The sequence below is a fragment of the Hymenobacter rubidus genome (assembly GCF_016734815.1).
Taxonomy (GTDB): domain Bacteria; phylum Bacteroidota; class Bacteroidia; order Cytophagales; family Hymenobacteraceae; genus Hymenobacter; species Hymenobacter rubidus.
Map to the genome: position 1 here is coordinate 1 of NZ_JAERQF010000053.1, position 16,219 is coordinate 16,219.

A 16,219-nucleotide genomic window follows, 5' to 3' on the forward strand; every position below is an offset into this window, starting at 1 on the left:
TTCATGACCCCAACCGAGTTCCGTCAAGCCGCCTAACCTCTACTTTTCGCTGGCCTACCTGACGGGGAAGCGTACATTATCTTCCAAAAACCTCTACTCACCCCATGACTATCGACCTCACCGGCATCGACACCAAAGCCGCTTTTCACATGCTGATGAAACGCGAGCTAGGCTTTCCCGAGTGGTACGGCGTGAACTAGGGCGCTTTCTGAGCTGCCATCATCGGGAAAACAAATCCTTTTAGGTTCATAAATTCGCTACTCATGAATTCAACCAATCAGCTGACCAACCTGCAACAGGAAATCCTGAAGCTATACGCGCAGCAAGTCAGCGAAACCGACCTGCTTAATATCCGCGCCCTGATTGGCCAGTACTTCGCCCAGCGCCTCACCAAGCTCGCCGACCACGCCTGGGAGCAGCAAGGCTGGACCGAGCAAACCATGCACGACTGGCTGAACGAACCCACCCAGTAGCCCCATGCGCGTTGTTTTCGATACCAACGTGCTGCTGGTCGCCTTGCCCAGCCATTCGCCGTTTCATGCGCTATATCAGGCCGTGGTAGATGAGCGGCTGACGCTCTTTGTAACCACCGAAACGCTGGCCGAATACGAGGAGCAAATAAGCAGCCGCCTGGGCGTGGCCCGCACCGATGTACAGTTGCGCGAATTGCTGAATCTGCCTTCCGTGCAGGAGCTAACCGTTTATTATCAATGGCATTTGCTGGCGGATATAGATGCCGACGATGACAAATTCGTGGACTGCGCCATTGCCTGCGGAGCCGATTACCTGGTGACGAATGACCGGCATTTCGACAGACTGCGCAGCATCCCCTTTCCTGTCGTGAATATCATTCGAGCCGAGGATTTTCTGCGGTTGCTACAAGCAGGAAAGTAGCTTCATCGCACCCCATTGTTTCGACCAGCGCACAGCTCGGACGTGCGCCAACGCAAGTACTTCCCCCCGCCATGAGCATCGAAGACCTCCAAACTATTTGCCTGCAGCTGCCGGGCACCACTGAAGACCTCAAATGGGACGTGCATTTGTGCTTCAGCGTGCACCGCAAAATCTACCTGCTGACCACGCCCGACGACTTTCCGCCCACTGCCACGTTCGTGGTGCCGGTGGAGGAAGTAGAGCTGCTGGAAAACAGTCCGGGCTTCAGCCACAACAAGCAGCTGGGGCGCTACGGCTGGATAAACATGGACGACATCACCCTGCTCACTCACGCGCAGTGGGAGCACTATATTCGGCAGTCGTACCAGTTGGTAGTGGCCAAGCTGCCCCTGAAAGTGCGCAAGCAGCTGGGCGCGGTTTGAAGCCATTAGAACGAAGCTCGACCATAACCCCGGTCAATCCGGAAGCGTTAGGAAACCCTCCACTTTCTAACCTTTCCACACAAAATGGCAACCCAACCAACCGCCCTCATCACGGGCGCCACCAGCGGCATTGGCCGCGAGCTGGCCAACTGCTTCGCGCAGGACAAGTACAACCTCGTCATCGTGGCCCGCAACCAGGGCGAGCTGAGCCAGACCGCCTCAGAGCTCAAGCAGCAGTTCGGCATCGAAGTCACAACCATCGCCAAAGACCTGTTCCAGCGTGACGCCCCGTTTGAGGTGTACAACGAAATCAAATTAAAAGGGCTGAAGATTGACGTGCTGGTGAACGACGCCGGCCAGGGCCAATACGGCACCTTCGACACCACCGACATCAACCGCGAGCTGGACATTATTCAGCTCAACATCGGCGCCTACGTGGTGTTCACAAAGCTGTATCTGCAGGAGTTTAAGGCGCGCGGCGAGGGCAAGATTTTGCTGGTGGGCAGCATTGCGGGCGAGCTGCCCGGCCCGCTGCAAGCCGTGTATCACGGCACCAAAGCTTTCGTGAACTCCTTCGCCGAATCCATTCAGGAAGAAAACAAGGACAGCAACATCACCATCACCAACTTGCTGCCGGGCGTCACCAAAACCGATTTCTTCAACAAAGCGCACATGACGCAGGCCAAAAACGTGGCCGACGGCAGCGGCATGGAGCCCGCCGACGTAGCCAAAGACGGCTACAAAGCCCTCATGAATGGCGAAAGCCGCATCATTTCCGGCTTCATGAACAACGTGCAGGTGGGCATGAGCAAGGTGACGCCCGACCCGCTGGTGGCCGCGCAGGTACACAAGCAAAGCGCCCCCGTTGACGGCGACGAAAGCGCCCGGTAAGCCGCGCTTGCGGTGTAGTTTTCCAAAGCCGGTCGGAATGAACCTGTGCATCCCGACCGGCTTTTTCGTGCCCGGCGATGTTGGGATGTCCAAAAAGCTGTTTGAGTTATTTTTTAGTCGCCCGAACAATGTAGAGACGCATCCTTGCGTCTCGTCGTTGAATAAAATCGGCCAACGACGAGACGCAAAGATGCGTCTCTACACCGCTCAGCAGGACATTCCCTCTTAGCCGGCCACCGTATTCTTCATGAAAAATATGTTTTTGGTGCAACACCTTTGCTGAATTTCGTACAAGCCCAACGCTAGCTTTCACTTACCCTGCGCAGCTCCTTCAGCTGCATTTTCATGCATCTTTTTGTTTATTCTCCTCTGAGCGTTTCGGCGCGCAAGCATTTGCAAAAGCAGCTGCCCGCCGGTACCAGCGTCACTTTTGCCAACGATTTAGCAGTTGACCACCAATTCTCGGCTTTTCAGGAAGCGGAAGTGCTGATGGGCAACCCGCCCCCGGCCTGGTTTGCGGCCGGCCCTCCGCCCCTGCTCCACTTCTGGCAAATCGATTCGGCGGGCTTCGAGCGCTACCGCCACTTGGAACTCAATATTCCGGTGGCCAACATGGGCGACTTCTTTGCCTGGCCCTGCGCCGAAACCATGGTGGGCGGCCTGCTGGCCCTCTACCGCCACCTACCCGAACTGGCCGTGCTCCAATCACAGAAGAAATGGGTGGGCGGGGCCTTCGTGCGCAACCGGGCGGGCCTGCTGCGCGGCAAGCGCGTGGTGGTGCTGGGGTCCGGCGCCATTGGGCAGGCCGTGCGGCAGCAGCTCAGCGGCTTCGAGTGCCAAGTGCAACTGCTGGCCCGCACCGATGCACAAGCCCAGTTGCATACTAAAGAAGAACTAAAGGCCGCCCTCCCCGAAACGGATATCGTAATAAACACCCTGCCCGGCAGCGCCGAAGGCTTTTTCTCGGCCGATTTGGTACAGGCCATGCGTCCCGGCAGCATCTACGCCAGCGTGGGCCGCGGCAACACCACCGACGAGCCCGCTCTGCTGAAGCTGCTGCAAGCTGGCTACCTCGGCGGGGCCGTGCTCGACGTTACCGCCATCGAGCCCCTACCCGCCGATAATCCGCTCTGGAGCCTGCCCAACGTGCTGCTCACCCAGCACACCGGCGGCGGCCAGGCCCTGGAAGACGAAAGCAAAGTCGACGTGCTGCTGCACAACCTGGAGCAACTCCACACCGGCCAGCCCCTTGAGAATCTGGTGGAACTAAGCCGGGGGTACTAGTCCAAACGAGAACGGTCCTGCTGAGCATGTCGAAGCATCTCTACCGAGGAAGTAATTATTTACTCTTCGCGGTAGAGATGCTTCGACATGCTCAGCAGGACCTTTTTTCTTCCGTTGCTACTTGCCCGGCAGCCAAGGCTCGCTGGCCGCGAAAATGGCCTTTAGCGTGTACTGCTTGGCTTCTTTCGCCGTGAGCTGATGCGACCAGGCTACCCGGCCGGCTGGTTTGGCGCCGGGGCCAGTGGATTTATACTCGGCGAAATAGGCCGTCTTTTCGTTTTCCGGGTTCTTCCAGTTTTCCCAGCCGGCGGGCGTGATGTGGCTGCCCATTTCGGTGTTGAGGTACACCACTTTGGCATTGGGGCGCCAGGGGCGGCCGAGGTACACTTTCTTGGCCAAGGTAGTGTCAGCCGTCAGCTTACAGTCCAGAAACACGAAGCCAAAGGGTTGCTGCGCCGGCGTCGAAGCCGCCGTGATGAAGGAGCTTTTCTTGCTCTTAATCGTGCAATGCTCGAACACGGCGGTGCTGGCGCCAAAAATAAAATCCGTCGTGCCTTCTAGGTAGCAGTCCCGGAAATACTGCCTAGTGTGGTCGGCCGCCAGAAACAGAATATCCTGGTTGCCCAGCACGCGGCAGTTACGGAACGTGCAACGGTCGCCCTCCACGTGCAGGGCCACGGCTTGCCCGGCCGTGTAGCCCGCGTTGTTCTCGAAGGTGAGGTTTTCGGCCGAAAAGTCGTTGGCTTGCACCAGCACCGAGTGTGACGTGTAGGTGTTGTGGCCGCCGGCGTCGCCGGTATGGTCGTTGAACGTGAGGACGGTGTTGTCCTTGTCTTCGCCCACCATCTTGATGTGGGTTTTGAGCGTAGGCACCACCAACTTCTCTTTGTAAATGCCTTTTTTGATGAAAATAGTCACCGGCTTTTGCGACTGATTGGGCACCGCATCCACGGCTTCCTGCACGGTTTTGTAGGTACCGGAGCCGTCCTGGGCTACGGTAATGGGGCCGGTTTGGGCCTGCGTGCCTAGCACGAAAAACAGCAGCGGGAGGAGCAAAAGCTTCATGAGTTTGTAGTTACAGACGACGGTTCGCGCAGAAGACGCGGAAGATTTACGCAGGAGATGCAGAAGGCTAGCGGGCTTCCGGCTGCCAGCCGTGCAGCACGTTTTCGCGGGTGTAAAGCCGGGCTTCGGTCTCGGTGAGTTGGTGCGACCACGGCACCCGCTTAGTGGGTGCGGCACCGGGGCCGGTCGATTTATACTCTGCGTAGTAGGCCGTTTTCTTGTTCGACTCCTGCCCCCACGGGTCCCAGCCTTCTGGCCGAATCACGGCGCTCATGTCGCAGTTGAGGTACACGGTTTTGGCGTAGGGCCGCCAGGGCCGGCCCAGTCCGAAGCTACCCGCCGGCGCGTCGCCCCCAATGCGGCAGTGGCTGAATACGTAGCCAAACCGCGCTGTGTCGGGCGTAGAGCCAGCCGTGACGTAGCCGCTTTTCTTACAGAAAATGTCGCAATCCTCGAACCACGCCGTGCTGGAGCCGAAGATAAAATCCACTGTGCCTTCGATGTAACAGTTCTTGTAAAACTGTCGGCTGCCGCGCCCATACGTGTACAGTGTGTCCTGAAACCCCAGAAACCGGCAGTTCACAAACGCGGCTTTGTCGCCATCAACCCACACGGCCACTGCCTGCCCCACCGGCCCCGACGAATTCTGAAACGTCAGGTTCTCGGCCGAAAAATCCGAGCCGTAGACGTAGCAGCTCGCCGAACCCGACGTGCCTTTGTCCTCCCCAAAAATGTTCTTCTTCTGGTTGTAGTCGTCGTAGGTCAGGATAGTCTGGTCCCGGTCCTCGCCAATCAGCTTCACCAGCTGCTTCGAGCCAGCCAGCACCAGCTTCTCTTTATAAGTGCCTTTTTTGATGAAGATAGTCGTGACTTTTTTCCGGAAATCGGGCACGGCATTGAAGGCCTCCTGTACGGTGCGAAACTTGCCGCTACCGTCCTGCGCCACCACAAAATCGTAGCCAAAGGCCTGGACCAAGGGCAGACAACTTAAGGCCAACATCAGCACAAAATGTTTCATATAATGATGCAACTGTTTAGTAATCTCCAAGCTTCCTTATCAAGGCCTCATCACCCTTTTTTATTTGCAAGCGCCCTGTTAGATTTAAGAAAAACCATTGTCTGAATTTGTAAAATATATTATATGTCCTGCCATTTATAATAATAGCATAATCTCCATAGTCACCATGATTTCTAAGCACGTCGTTAGTAAAAAATTCTTGATGTGTATCGACAAAATCAATTATTGCCTGGTATGTCAGCTTATCGGTTATCACAAAATCATAATGTAAATTCAGGTAGGCTTCTTTTAACTCCGGCGTAAGAGGTTTCTTGGAGCCAAGGAATACTATATCGCTTTTATTGACTTCGAGATAGATTTTTCTGGTGCTAATAATTATTGGCTTAACAGGCTTGTCTTCCATGCCGGTATGCCTAATTTCAATGTATTCGCTTAACACAACATTACCAGGTTTAATAGCGTCATGTTTAACAGTATCCTGTTCACAGTTGCTCAAGAGGAAAAGCAAAACTGTAAATACTAAAAAGCTTTTCATATGGGCTCTCGTTTGTTGTATCGTTCAATAATAATATTGTTTAATGTTTAATACTCCAAACTCCAACGGTTGATACTTCCGTAAACCTAGCAGTTATCCGGGTCCAATCCGTAATTTTTCTGCGCAATCGATGCCGGAACCGTTACCGTTCTGAGGGCACGAAAAAAGCCCGACCAACCGGCCGGGCTTTTTCATCAGTACAAGCAAAAACTACTCCTGCGCGCCAGCTGCCGCGCTCACCAGCTCCACGATTTCGGCCGAGATGCCGGTGGTACTGAAGCCGCCGTCGTGCATCAGGTTTTGCATGGTCACGTAGCGGGTCAGGTCCGAGAACAGCGAGATGCAGTAGTCGGCGCAGGCTTCGGCCGGGGCGTTGCCCAGAGGCGACATCTTGTCGGCGAACTCATAGAATGCGTCGAAACCGCTGATGCCGGTGCCGGCTGTGGTCTTCGTCGGCGACTGCGAGATGGTGTTTACGCGCACTTTTTTCAGCTTGCCGAGGCGCTGGCCGTAGCTGCGGGCAATGCTTTCGAGCATGGCCTTGGCCTGGGTCATGTCGGTGTAGTCGAGGAAGGCGCGCTGGGCGGCGATGTAGCTCAGGGCCACCACCGAGCCCCATTCATTGAAGGCGTCCTGCTTCTCGGCCACGGCTAGCATCTTGTGCAGGCTCAGGGCCGAAATGTCAATTGTTTGCTGGAACCACTGGTAGTTCAGCTCGCCATAGTGCTTGCCCTTACGAATGTTCGGGCTCATGCCAATGGAGTGCAACACGAAATCGAGCTTGCCGCCCAACTGCTCCTGCGCACCGCTGAACAGCTTTTCCAATTCCTCAGTTGAGGTGGCATCAGCGGGAATAATCGGGGCGTTGCACTCCTCGCTCAGCTTGTTGATTTCGCCCATGCGCATGGCCAGCGGCGCGTTGGTGAGCACGAAACGGGCACCTTCGGCGTGGGCGCGCTGGGCGACTTTCCAGGCAATGGATTTCTCGTTGAGGGCGCCGGAAATGATGCCGACTTTGCCGGCGAGGAGGTTGTTGGACATGGGTCGTGAGGTAAGCTTTGGCTTGCCGTGCAATGATAACGGCTGGACAAAAGTAGGAATTCGGCGGCAAGCTAAAGCTTACTGCACTACGCCGCCACCTCTCCGCGCAGCGCCAGCAACTCACGGGCACTCTGAAAGGCATTTTCGCTGGGCTTGGCGCCCGCAATCATGTGCGCAATTTCTTTAATCCGGTCCTCCTGGCTCAGCTCGCGGATGCGGCTCACGGTACGGTCGGCGCGGTCTTCCTTGTACACGAAGTAGTGTACGTCGCCGGCTGCGGCCATTTGCGGCAGGTGCGAAATGGCCACGAGTTGGTGCTTCTGCGCCATCTGCTGCATCATGCGACCCACCTTCACGGCAATTTCGCCCGAAATACCAGTGTCAATTTCGTCGAATACTATCGTGGGCAGCGCCGTTTTGTCGGCCAGCATGTACTTGATGCACAGCATCAGCCGCGAGAACTCACCACCCGAAGCCGCCTTGCTCAGCGTCTGGGGCTGCGCACCTTTGTTGGCGGTGAAGAGGATGCTCACCACGTCGGTGCCACTGGTGGCGGGGGCGCCCGTGCTGTGCTGGATTACAATGCGGGCGTTGGGCATGCCCAGGTCGGCCAGCAGCAGGCCCAGCTGCTTTTCGAAGGTTGGAAACGACTTGCGCCGGCTTTCCGACAGCTTGGCCGCCTGCTTGGTTACGGCGGCCAGGGCCGCATCGGAGTCTTTGCGCAAGCGGCCAATTTCCTTATCCAAGTTCAGCACTGAACTCACTTTCTGGCGCAGCGTGTCGCGCACCCCAATCAGGCCGGGCAGGTCGCGGGCCTGGTGCTTGCGCTGCAAGGTGTAAAGCACGTTGAGGCGGTCCTGCAGTTCCTCGGCGCGGGCCGGGTCGCCCTCAGTACGACGCTCAGCAGTTTCCACTTCGTCGGCAATGTCGTGCAGTTCAATCAGGCAGCTTTCGAGACGTTCGCGCAGCTCCTTGAAATTATCGGCGTAGCTGGCCACTTGGCCCAGCAGCACCGACGCTTCCTTCATGGTGCCGGTGGCGCAGGTTTCGCTGTCGCGCAGGCCGTGCAAGGCTTGGCTTAGCTTGTACTTGATTTCCTCGGCGTGCTCCAGCTGCTTCACTTCCTGCTCCAGCGCTTCCTGGTCTTCGGTATCAAGCTGGGCCTCTTCCAGTTCATTTAGCAGAAAGCTGTTGTAGTCCAGCTCTTTGCTGGCCTGGGCCGCTTGGCTTTCCAGCGCGTTCAGGTCGGCTTCCAGCTTGCGGTACTGGCGGAATGCGTGGCTGTACTGGGTGCGCTGCGGCACCAGCCCAGCGTACAAGTCGAGCAGGTTGAGTTGGAAAACGCCATCGCCCAGCAGCAGAGTGTCGTGCTGCGAGTGAATGTCCATCAGGTTGGCGCCAATTTTTCGCAGGGCTTCCAGCGTCACGGGCGTGTCGTTCACAAAGGCGCGCGACTTGCCATTCGGGCTTATTTCACGTCGCAAAATGCAATGCGTATCATAGTCCAAATCCTCGGCTTCGAAAATATCCTGCAGCTGGTAGTTGGCAATATCAAACTGGCCTTCAATCACGCATTTGCGCTCGGTATCGAACAGCATGCGCGAGTCGGCCCGGTTGCCCAGCAACAGGCCAATGGCCCCGAGCATAATGGATTTGCCGGCCCCGGTTTCGCCCGTAATAATATTGAGCAGCGGCGATGGACGCAGTTCCAACTGTTCAATCAGCGCGTAGTTATTTATGCGTAAATCGACTAACATTTTTATAATGAGGAATGAGGAATGAAGAATGAGGAGTTAGAAGGAACCATTCAGGCAATTCTTCATTCCTCATTCTTCATTCCTCATTTATTTTAATACGGTTTGATATTTGGCCGAATTGGTGGGGTCCACTTCCGTGAGCATGGTCACGAGCTGCTGCTTCTGCTGCTGGTCCTGGCTGGTGCGGAAAATATTGGCAATTTCCTCGGATTTTGCATCGAAGAAAGCGCGGGCAAATAAGGTACCGGGACGCGTCACGGCGGCTTTCTGGATGCCCGTCAGCGCTGTCATCACCGAGGTCCGGGCTTCCTCCGGCTTCTCGATAAATACGTCCATGCCCAGCCGGTAGTAGTTGTAGAGGCCGGTGCGGAAGGCTTCGAGCTGCGGGTCGGTGATGTTGTCGAGCAGGAAATGCCGCTCACGCGAGCCGGTACCGCGCCAGCCTTCGTCGGCCTCGCTGGTCTGGGTTTGATTGGCCGAGTAGTTCACCACGTTGCGGGCCTGCTCGTAATACGGCGTGCCACCCAGGCGGCCAAAAGTGTCGCGGTCGAGCCCAATCACCATGTAGGCATAGAAACCGAGCAGCGACGACAAGTTGGAAACGAAGCTGTTGGGCGAAAAATCCAGCGGGTTCTGCGGCGAGTAGTTGAAATTGAAGCTGCGGTCGACCACACTCACCACGTTGGTTTCGTAGCCGGTGCCGTACACCGGCCGCGTCGAAATCAGGCGCATGGTGGAACTGTATGTTCCGTTCTGCGGAATGGCCGTAATGCCGATGAAAATTTTCAGCTTAATCCGTTCTTCCGGCCGATAGGTCTGGGTTGTCCAGGCCCGGCTGTTGAGGAAGGTGCGGATGTCGTTCTGCATCTGCGTGACGATGGTCGGGTCCGATATCGTGACGTTTTCGGTCGACACGCGCACTTCGGCCAGCAGCTCCTGCGCCTGAGCTGCGGAGCCAGCCAGCAGAAAAACGAGGATGGGCAAAACCGCGAGGAATTTTCGCAACATGGGCATCAGGCAGTGGGGGCCCGGCGGGCCAAAATCAGGCTAACCAGTCCGCGGGCCACGTCGGCCTTGGACTGCAACTCAAAATTAACGATTTGGCCCGCGGCATCCAGCACCGTCACCTTGTTGGTGTCGTGGCCGAAGCCCGCGCCCGCGTCGCGCAACGAATTCAGCACCACGAGGTCAAAATTCTTGCGCCGCAGCTTGTCCTGGGCGTGGGCCAGCTCGTTCGTAGTCTCCAACGCAAAACCGACCGCAAATTGTTCAGCCCGCTTGCGCTGGCCCAGCGAGGCGGCAATGTCCACGTTTTTCACCAGTTCCAGCGTCAGCGTTTCGCCCGATTTTTTTATTTTTTCCGTCGCTACCTGTGCCGGCCGGTAATCGGCCACGGCCGCCGCAAACACCCACACATCGGCTGTATCGGCCACGGCCGCCGCCGCCGCAAACATCTCGGCCGCCGTCTCCACCCGCACCGTGCGAATTGCCGGGCTGGCCGGGTCCGGCAGCTGGCTGGGCCCGCTCACTAGTGTCACCTCAGCGCCCTGCGCGGCAAATGCCTCGGCCAGCGCGTAGCCCATCTTGCCCGTCGAGCGGTTGCCGAGAAAACGGACAGGGTCGAGCGGCTCGTAAGTAGGACCGGCAGTTAGGAGAACGTGCATTTCCATAGCTGTGATGAACACCACAAAGAACGTCATGCTGAGCGCAGCCGAAGCATCTCTACCGCAGCAGTAACCATTCTCGTTGAACGATTGAGATTAGTGATAGCACGCGAGATGCTTCGACTGCGCTCAGCATGACGTTCATTTTTCAAAAAAATGCACCAGCTCGTCCACAATATCCTCGGGCTCCAGCATGCGGCCGTGGCCGATGAGGCCGCTGGCCAGCTCGCCGCTGGGCGAATCAAAAATGTGGTTACCGAAGGAGCGCAGCCGCGCCAGATTCTGGGTCACGGCCGGGTGGGCGAACATGTCCAGGTCCATAGCAGGCGCCAGAAATACCGGACAACGGGCTGATAAGTACACAGCGCAGAGCAGGTTGGGGCACAAACCATTTGCCAGCTGCCCAATGGTGTTGGCGCTGGCTGGGGCAATGAGCAGCGCATCGGCCCAAAGGCCTAGCTCCACATGGTTGTGCCATTCGCCAGCAGCGGCATCACGCAAAAAACCAGTCAGGACGGGCTTTTTGGAGAGCGTCCCCAGCGTGAGCGGCGTTACAAACGCAGTGGCGGCTTCGGTGAGGATGACCTGCACTTCGGCACTAGCTTTTACGAGCAGGCGAGTGAGCGGAGCTGCTTTGTAGGCCGCAATGCTGCCGCTCACGCCCAGCAGAATGCGCCGGCCAGCGAGGGCAGTGGTTGCGGGTTTTTCGTTGCTGGGTTCGGGCATTACTACTGGGGTTGAAGCACAAAAGAACGTCATGCTGAGCGAAGCCGAAGCCTCTCTACCGCCTTGCTAAATCTAATTAGTTACGCAGTAAAGTTGCTTCGGCTTCGCTCAGCATGACGTTCTTTTGAGAAACGAGCTTACGGGAAAGCCGCGACCTAGAACAGCTCGCGGGGCACCGGAATTTCCTCCGGCTCGGGCGTGCTGTAGTAGATTTTGCCCTGCAAAAACTCTTCAATGGCCAGGCTGGTGGGCTTGGGCATACGCTCGTACTGCTTGGAAACCTCGATTTGCTCGCGGTTTTCGAACACTTCTTCCAGGTTGTCAACGGTCGATGCAAACTCGGCCAACCGGTCGTTCAGCTCTTCTTTTAGCTTCACCGACAGTTGGTTGGCGCGCTTCGAAATCACGGCGATGGCCTCGTACACGTTGCCGTTGTCGCCGGTGATGTCGGCCACGTTGCGCGTGATGATGGAGCTCGACGGGGTGTTGGGATTAGGTTTCATGGGCACAAATTAGTTGTTAGTTGCTGGTTGTCGGTTGTTAGGCTTTGTGCAGATGCAGAACTAGCTCTGACAACTGACAACAAGCAACTAACAACGAAGGATTAATTGGTGGCCGCCGTGGGCAGGGCTTTCAGCTTGGCAATCTGGGCCAGGCTGACGTCGTACATGTCCTGGGCAGCCTTCAGGTTCTTGCTCTTAGGATAGGCGTCGATGAACTGCTGGTAAAACGCAACCGCGTCCTGAAACCGCTCCTTCTGCTTCGATTCGATACTTTCCTGCGCCCAGGCGTATTGGGCAGTCAGACGCAGGAAAGCAGCCTGCTCGGCGTAGGCCGAGGCGGGGTATTGCAGCTGGAAATTGGTGAGGGCCACCACCGCTGCCTGGTTGTAGCGGAGCTGGTAGTAAAGCTTGGCACTTTCGAAAGCCTTGTTTTCCAGCTTCTTCTGAAGCTCTTGCGCCATGTTGTCGGTTTCCGTCCTGAACTTGCTTTCGGGGTAGCGGTTCAGGAAATCCTGGATGGATTCGAGGGCCGAAATGGTGTTGGTCTGGTCCAGTTCGTAGCCGGGCGAGTCCAGAAACAGCGACTTGGCGTGCAGGTACGAGGCTTCTTCCGCGTAATCAGAGTTCGGATAGGTATCGGTGAACGACTTGAAATAGAACGCGCTCAGCACATAGTTGCGCTGCTTGTAGTTCGTATTGGCGAAGTAGAACTGGGCTTTTTCGGCCTCGGGCCGGCCCTTGAGGAGCGGAATCAGGTCTTCGAGCAGGGTTCCGGCCCGGAAGAAGTCGCCTTTGTCGTAATACTTTACGGCAGCTTCGTACTTTTTATTGACATCGGTGCTTTTCAGCAGGCGTTGGTAGCCACTGGCGCAGGAGCCCAGAATGAGCGTACTAACGAGCAGAAACAGAACCGTGAGGCGGGAAATCAGCATAAGGGGTGCAAAGGTAACGATTTGGGCCGGCGAAGGCAAACCGGGCGCCGCAGCGGGCCAGCCCATCGGGAGTAAGAGCGTCGTCGGGCGGCGAATGGTTGCAGCTAGCGACCAGTTGGGGCGGCTGGTTTCCTGGTGGGCAGCTTGATGGCGGCCGGAACGGCGGGTTTGAGCACCGGGGCTGGTTGCGGCTTTTGAAGTTTAGGCGTAACAGGGGTTTTTGGAGGCACCGCCCTGGGCTTGGCTTTGGGCGTTGGCTTAGCCTTTTTCTTCACCAAGGGCTTCTTTTTCTTTTTGGGTCGGTCGTCGAACTGCTTGCCCAACACCTGGCGGCGGGTGGGGCGTTCCTTGGCCCGCCAGCTAAAGCCTTTGAGGCGCTCATCGTCGGGCTTGAGCTCGTGGGGCGGGATGAATTTGGCCTCCGGGTTGGCCAGCACAGATATTTTATTGAGCTTGCTTTCGACAAAGAGCAGGCGCATGTTGGCCGACAGCACCCGGTTCATGCCCGTGGTGGCGGTGTCACCATCCAGGGCATAAAAGATGCTTTCGGCATTGCCCAGCACGTCCACGCGCCGTAGCTTGTTGTCGCGGAAGTAGGCCATCATGTTGCGGCCCTTGGTCTGGTTGAAGTTCAGCAGCGTGTCCTGGTCGGCCGCGAAGGCGTGGCCGTAGAGGCGCATCTCGTCCACCTTCCCGCGCTTCGAGCGGATTTGTATCGAATCGGCCGTGAGCTGGTTTTTGGCCTGCCACAGCACCGGGTCTTTGCTGAGGTAAATGATGCTGTCCTGCCGGTCGTAGGTCAGCGAGTCGCAGATTCCCTGGAGGTTGCCCCGGAAAATCTGCACCTTCGGGTAGGCGTAGAGGATGGTGCGCTTGGTGGTTTGGCCCGGCTTGGCTTCGATGCTGATGAGCGTATCAGCGGCCATGTAGAGCGTGTCTTTCTGAGTGCCGATGTTGCGCACCACCGGCCGGCCGCCAAATAGTTTGGTGCGGCCCAGGGCCCGCCAGTACTTGCCGTGGTCGCCATGCAGCACCAGGTTGTCTTTCTTGGAAGTAAGCGAGACGTGGCCGTGCGCCTCGCCGTACAGCTTCACCTCGTCGTACACCAGTTGGTCGCCGCCCAACAGGTAGTTAGGCGTGTCGATTTTGGCGTTTTTCTTGAAGTTTGAAACGCGGGTTTTGGTATTGTACGTGCCGCCCTCCGCGTACAAGTTGCCCTGCTTCCCCTTGATGCGCGTGGGGCCGTAGATGGACGCAATTTTGCTGACGGTATTATAGTGCAGCGTGTCGTTGTTCAGCTCCGAGTCGGGCGTGACGAGGTGGACGTTGCGAATGAATACGAAGACCTTGGAGTTGGTGTCGTAGAAGCCCTGCTGGCTGTCGAGGGTATTCTGCGGGTCGGTGAGGTGGCCGGTTTCGGTGTAGGAAGCCGTTTTGCGGCCCAGGTCGTAGTCGAGGCTGGGGGCGGTCAGGGTCATGCGTGGGTCGCGCATCACCACGTTACCGGTCATGCGGGCGGTGCGCAGGTTGCCGTCGTAGTTGCCGTGGTCGCCGGTGATGGTCATGGTGTCGCTCTGCACCACGCGCACGTTGCTGAAGGCCTCCACTTGGTTGCGCTCGATGTACTGGTAAGCCGAGTCGCAGTACAGAAACACGTCGTCCTGCTGAAAGCTGACGTTGGTAATCAGCTTGCGGATTTTCACCCCGTTAAACTCGCCCCCCACCAGCTCACCGGCCGTGAGCAGCTTGATGGGCGAGCCTTTGGCGGCCGGGGCACCTTTGCCGGGCGGCACCTGGCCCGGACGTTGGGCCTGCCCCAGCAGGGGCAATAGTAGCAGCAGAAGGAAAAAGAAACGGGAGCACAGCATTCTTCAGGCAAAGGTACGCGGGGCCCGCGCTAACGGCCATCTTTGCCGCATAGTGCCCCGCGGCCGTTTTTGGCACTTACTTCCTGATGAAAATCTGTGGCGGCAGCCGACCCCTGGCCAACCACACCGAATGGCCTAGCTAGTTTGCCTGCCCGGTACTGGAGTTGCGCGGCGACCTTCCGGTGAGCACGCGGCTGGATGCGGTGCGGGCATAAACAAGAAAGGCGGGATTGACAAAATAACCAGCCCCAGCTTTCAGAACAATTGAACCACGAGTTGAACTGCGTCCTTATTCGACTACCAGCCGGCGCACGGTGCGCAGGGTGCCGGCCTCCACCCGCAAGGCGTACAGGCCGGGTGCTAGACCGCTCACCTTCATCTCGTATAACAGGCCAGTGGCGGGTAGCGCAACTGTTTCCGTGCGTGCCGTCCGGCCCAGGGCATCGGTCAAGGTAAGCGTGGTGATAGTGGCTCCCGTCAAAGCGGGTACCGCTACCGTAGCGGTAGTGTGGGCCGGGTTGGGGTGGACGCTTACGTCAATTGCCTCGGTAATGGGTATGGTACTGGTGGACACGGTGGCGCACACCGGTAGCTCAAGAATGTAAGGCGGCAGTGGGTTAACAGTCGGCACATTACGGTTGTCAGCGTCATTCCACTGGCCGTTGGCGCAATCTATCGACACATAATCCTCGCCATTAGGGTCTATTCCCGTGTAGTTGTTCGGGTTGTTTACGCACCAATTGAAGTAGGTGGCCAGCGAGTTGTCGCTTACCCACCGGAATTGTCCTTCCACCGCAACGTCGTTCAAACCAATCCAGTATTTGATACCGCCCGTTGCCGTCACCAGCAGCGCACTGGTAGCTGCGTCGGGAATTTTGGCCAGGTTTCCGCCCGCGGCTTGGCAATTGGCTTGTGCACCCGTCCAGGTGGCTGTGCCGGTTGAAAGATAAAAAGCGCTTGTCTGGTTGCCACCAAGGAAGGTAAAGCCGGCACGCACAGGGGCGGGACCGCAGGCAGCGAAATTGGCAGCCGAGGACTGCGTGCCGCTTGGTGAGGTTACGCTGATTAATCCACTCGTTGCTCCTGCTGGCACTCTTACGGTTACGCTATTGCCGGCACCATTTACAATAAAGCCGGGAGCATTCAGTCCATTGAACCTGACACTGGTAAGTCCTCCGAAGTTGGTGCCGGTCAGCGTAACAACGGTGCCTTCGTAGCCGCGAGTTGGCGTAAAGCTGCTGATTACAGGAACAGGGTTTACCACAAAGGTGGTGGCGCTGACGCCTGTACCGCCGGGGGTAACCACCGAAATGGGCCCTGTGGTAGCACCGCCGGGTACCGTAGCTATGATGCTGGTGGCCGTCACACCCGAAAATGAAGCTGTAATGCCGTTGAACCGCACGCTGGTGGCCCCCGTAAAGTTGTTGCCTGTTACCGTGACAACGGTGCCCACCGACCCACTGGTGGGGCTGACGCCAGTGACCGTAGGCGCCTGTGCATAAGATTGTTCCAGCAGTAATCCAAGGATGACGGTGGCATAAAAAGCAAACCGTTGTTGCATAAAAATGATATATGAATGAGGCAGTAAACTTGGTACACCCATGCAGCATTCGCAATAC

At 57.2% G+C, this 16,219-nt stretch carries 18 protein-coding genes; 6 read left to right on the forward strand and 12 right to left on the reverse strand.

Going from position 1 to position 16,219, the window contains the following annotated elements:
• Nucleotides 1-104: 104 nt before the first annotated feature.
• From JKL48_RS21850 to JKL48_RS21875, 6 genes are all read left to right on the forward strand, one after another.
• Entirely contained in the window at nt 105-200 is a 96-nt protein-coding gene (locus JKL48_RS21850) for a barstar family protein (protein WP_201987350.1), read from the forward strand.
• Between the two features lie 63 nt (nt 201-263).
• Nucleotides 264-473, forward strand: coding sequence for a hypothetical protein (locus JKL48_RS21855; protein WP_201987352.1), 210 nt, complete (start codon nt 264-266; stop codon nt 471-473).
• A 4-nt stretch (nt 474-477) separates the two neighbouring features.
• Nucleotides 478-894, forward strand: coding sequence for a putative toxin-antitoxin system toxin component, PIN family (locus tag JKL48_RS21860; protein WP_201987354.1), 417 nt, complete (start codon nt 478-480; stop codon nt 892-894).
• A 71-nt stretch (nt 895-965) separates the two neighbouring features.
• Nucleotides 966-1,316 (forward strand): MmcQ/YjbR family DNA-binding protein, encoded by a 351-nt coding sequence (locus tag JKL48_RS21865; protein WP_201987356.1) that lies wholly within the window; start codon nt 966-968, stop codon nt 1,314-1,316.
• Nucleotides 1,317-1,400: 84 nt separating this feature from the next.
• Entirely contained in the window at nt 1,401-2,207 is an 807-nt protein-coding gene (locus JKL48_RS21870; RefSeq protein ID WP_201987358.1) for an SDR family NAD(P)-dependent oxidoreductase, read from the forward strand.
• Nucleotides 2,208-2,552: 345 nt separating this feature from the next.
• Nucleotides 2,553-3,491: a D-2-hydroxyacid dehydrogenase gene (locus JKL48_RS21875; protein WP_201987360.1), complete on the forward strand. Its 939-nt coding sequence runs from the start codon at nt 2,553-2,555 to the stop codon at nt 3,489-3,491.
• A 117-nt stretch (nt 3,492-3,608) separates the two neighbouring features.
• Here JKL48_RS21875 and JKL48_RS21880 read toward each other — a convergent pair whose 3' ends face one another.
• The 12 genes from JKL48_RS21880 to JKL48_RS21935 all read right to left on the reverse strand — a co-directional run bounded on the left by JKL48_RS21880 (nt 3,609) and on the right by JKL48_RS21935 (nt 16,161).
• Nucleotides 3,609-4,556, reverse strand: a complete 948-nt coding sequence (locus JKL48_RS21880; protein ID WP_201987362.1) for a pectinesterase family protein — start codon at nt 4,554-4,556, stop codon at nt 3,609-3,611.
• Between the two features lie 67 nt (nt 4,557-4,623).
• Nucleotides 4,624-5,574, reverse strand: coding sequence for a pectinesterase family protein (locus JKL48_RS21885; protein ID WP_201987364.1), 951 nt, complete (start codon nt 5,572-5,574; stop codon nt 4,624-4,626).
• A gap of 16 nt (nt 5,575-5,590) precedes the next feature.
• Entirely contained in the window at nt 5,591-6,109 is a 519-nt protein-coding gene (locus tag JKL48_RS21890) for a hypothetical protein (protein ID WP_201987366.1), read from the reverse strand.
• Between the two features lie 210 nt (nt 6,110-6,319).
• Nucleotides 6,320-7,150, reverse strand: coding sequence for an enoyl-ACP reductase FabI (locus JKL48_RS21895; RefSeq protein ID WP_201987369.1), 831 nt, complete (start codon nt 7,148-7,150; stop codon nt 6,320-6,322).
• A gap of 86 nt (nt 7,151-7,236) precedes the next feature.
• The gene (gene recN, locus JKL48_RS21900) at nt 7,237-8,907 is read right to left on the reverse strand and encodes a DNA repair protein RecN (protein ID WP_201987371.1); all 1,671 of its coding nucleotides are present in this window, start codon (nt 8,905-8,907) and stop codon (nt 7,237-7,239) included.
• Between the two features lie 87 nt (nt 8,908-8,994).
• Nucleotides 8,995-9,891, reverse strand: coding sequence for a type IX secretion system protein PorD (porD, locus tag JKL48_RS21905; RefSeq protein ID WP_201987373.1), 897 nt, complete (start codon nt 9,889-9,891; stop codon nt 8,995-8,997).
• A gap of 29 nt (nt 9,892-9,920) precedes the next feature.
• Nucleotides 9,921-10,571 carry a phosphopantothenoylcysteine decarboxylase domain-containing protein gene (locus tag JKL48_RS23455; protein ID WP_201987375.1) on the reverse strand — a complete coding sequence of 217 codons (651 nt, stop codon included), beginning with the start codon at nt 10,569-10,571 and terminating at the stop codon, nt 9,921-9,923.
• A gap of 141 nt (nt 10,572-10,712) precedes the next feature.
• Nucleotides 10,713-11,297, reverse strand: a complete 585-nt coding sequence (locus JKL48_RS23460; protein ID WP_201987377.1) for a flavoprotein — start codon at nt 11,295-11,297, stop codon at nt 10,713-10,715.
• A gap of 155 nt (nt 11,298-11,452) precedes the next feature.
• Entirely contained in the window at nt 11,453-11,800 is a 348-nt protein-coding gene (locus tag JKL48_RS21920; RefSeq protein WP_201987379.1) for a DNA-directed RNA polymerase subunit omega, read from the reverse strand.
• A 101-nt stretch (nt 11,801-11,901) separates the two neighbouring features.
• Nucleotides 11,902-12,732: an outer membrane protein assembly factor BamD gene (locus tag JKL48_RS21925; protein ID WP_201987381.1), complete on the reverse strand. Its 831-nt coding sequence runs from the start codon at nt 12,730-12,732 to the stop codon at nt 11,902-11,904.
• Between the two features lie 104 nt (nt 12,733-12,836).
• Nucleotides 12,837-14,600: an OstA-like protein gene (locus tag JKL48_RS21930; RefSeq protein WP_201987383.1), complete on the reverse strand. Its 1,764-nt coding sequence runs from the start codon at nt 14,598-14,600 to the stop codon at nt 12,837-12,839.
• 289 nt (nt 14,601-14,889) lie between these two features.
• Nucleotides 14,890-16,161, reverse strand: a complete 1,272-nt coding sequence (locus JKL48_RS21935; RefSeq protein WP_201987385.1) for an IPT/TIG domain-containing protein — start codon at nt 16,159-16,161, stop codon at nt 14,890-14,892.
• Nucleotides 16,162-16,219: the final 58 nt, after the last annotated feature.